Origin of the sequence: Helicobacter didelphidarum (assembly GCF_003364195.1) — a bacterium.
In the GTDB taxonomy this organism is placed as follows: Bacteria; Campylobacterota; Campylobacteria; order Campylobacterales; family Helicobacteraceae; genus Helicobacter_A; species Helicobacter_A didelphidarum.
This window is the reverse complement of record NZ_NXLQ01000069.1, coordinates 1-3468: the sequence shown is the minus strand read 5'-3', so window position 1 is coordinate 3468 and position 3468 is coordinate 1. Positions and strand designations below refer to the sequence as shown.

Genomic DNA, 3468 nt, shown 5'->3' with positions numbered 1-3468 from the left:
CTTTCTTACTATCATTTTTCTTTGTTCTTTATAGCTTAGCTTTATAAAAGCTTCTTTTTCTTCTTTACTCCATTTGATACCATTGCCATTGGGAGAAGGGCGATAGGATTTGAGGGTGGAGAGGATAAAGTTGTAATCATTTATTCTTGCTTCTTCTGGTTTCATGGCGGGATAGTTTTTTTCTTCATCTCTCATGTTTTTCCAAATATTTATTTCTAGTCGTTCAAATATTGCACCTTTCATATAACTCTCCTTTCCTTAATCTTTCACATCTATGGTTGTGGGGATATATTCTTTATCATAGATAAGATTGCCTGCTAGCCATTCATCGGGACTTGGTTCTTTGATAGAGAGTCTATTGTTGGGCATTTTGTTGTTTTGTATCTGTGGCAAAACTTCCTTTTCCTCATAGACTCTATAGTTCCATTCTGCTATTCTTTTAAGCTGGATAAGAAAATCTCTATTAAATCGCACTCCACCTTTTGCATTGCCTTCCATTGTGATAAAATTTTCTTTTTTGTTATTCTGTGCAAATGATTGGTTGTCTTTATCTTGTGTTGTTTTTAGTTTTGTTTGGATATAGGCATCACTTGTAAGATTGCGTAATGTGTAGTATTTGGGATTAACTTGTAATTCATTGCGTAGATAGGATTCTAATTGCTTATTTTCTCCCATATCAAGATAAAACCATAGCTTAGCGTAAGCTTCTTTGACTATCTCACCTGATTCAGCTCCGAGTTTCATAATATCCACCTTATCATTCATAAGATTTCTTAAGGTTTGAGTAAGTGTTTGCAGTGCTTTTTCATTATTTTCACTAAAAATCGCCACACTTGGAGTATGCACACAAAACCCACTATTTAGTGGAGAGCCACCAATTATCATAGCTTGTAAGTCTGCATTTATAAGAGTTTGCGTGATTTCTATGGGGAGTGTTAAATATTTGCTTCCTTTTTTGCAAGTCGCATACGGTGTGTCTCTATGTCTATTCATAGCAACAAGCAGGGCGATAGCTTTTTGTTTCATTGCTTCGATATTTTTTATCTGTGTGGGGAAAATTTTATCAAGTATCGCATTGGCAACATAGCCAATAGTTACTTTAGCTATAATAGATGTAAAATTGTATATTTTTTGATTTTTTGAAAATTCAGTTAGGCTATTTAGTTGCTTAATATATGGATTTTTTGCATCTTGGATATTAGCAAAGTTTGTTGTTAAATCTTTTAAAATACCTTTAATATTATCATTAATAAGCGAATCGAGAGTGGAATATTTATTTTTCAGTAATTCCTTTAGCGTCTCTTTTGCAGAATCTTTACTTATATCAGCAATTCCATTTAATATTGCCTCTAATAAACCTTGTGTATTTTTGTCGTTATATATTTTGTGAATCTTCTCTTGTATTGCTTTCTCTTGTGTAGTTAATAATTCGAATATAGCGAGATTGGTATAGTAGTTTCCAATTAGATTTTGTAATACTTGATGTTGTTCTTTATCCTTAGAATCCTCAAGTTGTTTTGCATAATCTTTTATATTATCTATAATAATCGTGTAAAAATAGAGTGTTTCCTCATCGCTCAAGTAATTCAGCATTGAATCATCTAATGGCAAGATAGGGTCTATCACACTTTTTAGTATATTTGTATATTCTATTTTATCTCTATCTTTTATAGATTTTTCAATATCATCAAATTGTATTTCTTGGTATCTTTGCGAGAGATATTCTAAGTTAGCAAATAGCTCTGATTGTATATTTTTATTAAAGTATCTATTCAATATACCTATACATAGGTCTTTTATAGAGCTTATATTGTAAAAAACATTGTATTCTTTGCTAGTTGTTGAATTATTTTGAAGGTATTGTATGCTAAAGAATTTTTCTATTTCCTCTTTTTGCTTTTTGTATATCTCGTCAATATTTTTTTGGTATTGTTCTAATTTTGCAAAACTAAAAGTATTAAAGTGAGAAAGTATTTTAGATATATCGGTAATGATTGCATTCATTTGCATAAAAATATCTTTTATATTTGACTTTGCTTCTTGATGTTTTTGTTTATTAATATAATGGTCAACTATATCGACATGTTTTCTTGTGATAAACACCATACATAATTCATACATAAAATTACAAAATTCATTAGCATCCATATTATTTACTGAATTATCATTTAATGAATATGATGTGATACGACTAACAAAACCATAAAATGTTGCCCTGTTAACCTTGCCAGCTCTATACTTATCAATCAATGAACCAATATAGTGTGTTAAGTAACTATCTGTTAAGCGACTTAGCCATTCTGTATGTGCATATTCTTCTAATTTATTAAATAAATCTGTCATTTGTTTTAAAAATTCTCGCACAACTATACTTTTTTCTACTCTATACATAGCCGATAAAAATAAAATATTTTTCTTTGTATTCTCATTATTCTGTAAGGTAGTTTTAATATGCTGTTGCACTTTGTATTCTGGCGTCCCATTATGCAAACAATTTGTGAGAAAAAGGGCTGTTTTGTTTATCCTTGCAGGATTATTTTGATTACTTGTTTTAAAGCTTTGCATAAGAATATCATTTGCTAATATGGAGCTAAAACTAGAGGTTTTTACAAACAAAAAGCTATCGAATCTTAAAAATACATTTTTAAAATGTTGGAAAGCTGAAGATTCGCTAAAAATAGCTGTGCTATCTTTTATAAAAGGTGCATCTTGAAAGCTAAAAGTTGAAAATTGAGTATTTGCCATCTCGCAATGAGAGATTCTATTGCTTTTTTCAAATATATTTTGCAGATATATATCATTTTGTATTTTTTCTTCTTGTAATGATAGACTGACTTTATAGGATATATCCTTAAAATTTAGAGTGTTGTTACTAATAACTTTATACATAAAATCAGATTTAAATATATCATAGTTAGGATACAAATGATATGTCAAAGTATTAGTATTTTGCGTTGTAATGAGATTCCCAAATCCAATATGTCCAAAATTCAAAAGACTAGCTAAGGAATAGTCAATATTTTCATAAATACTTATGATTGCTCCATAAAGTCTATATGCTTCTGCAATTCTTTTATTTTCCTGCTGTTTATTAGCCAAAAAATCATAGATTTCCACAAGCAACCAAACTATAGAAATAAATATACCCCAAGGTCCTGTAATTCCACCCAAAACAATCCTAAAAAGAAATTGTTTTGCTACATTGCTACCAAGTTTATGCACTAAAATATGTGCTAATATTGGAGCGTGTGTTGTGCCAATAATGTTTGCACCAAGAACAATAAAGTCTTTATCAAATCTATTCTCAAAATCCTCTTTTGACATATTTTCATATTTTTGTAATGATTTGATTATTTTTTCTAATGAATCTTTTCCTTTTTCCAATATTTTTTTAGTATCAGAAAAATCGCAGTCTTTGATATTATCAATATTTAATGTTTTGTTTTTGTAAGATTCTAGATTCTTTTT

Annotated in this window: 2 protein-coding genes; both read right to left on the bottom strand. The window is 29.3% G+C overall.

Annotated features, from left to right (window positions below; genetic code table 11):
- Positions 1 to 243 (bottom strand): hypothetical protein (locus CQA53_RS10475; protein WP_147290037.1); only part of this gene is annotated, 243 nt, incomplete at its 3' end.
- A gap of 15 nt (positions 244 to 258) precedes the next feature.
- On the bottom strand, positions 259 to 3468 hold a 3210-nt coding region (locus CQA53_RS12580; RefSeq protein ID WP_181882448.1), incomplete at its 5' end, for a hypothetical protein.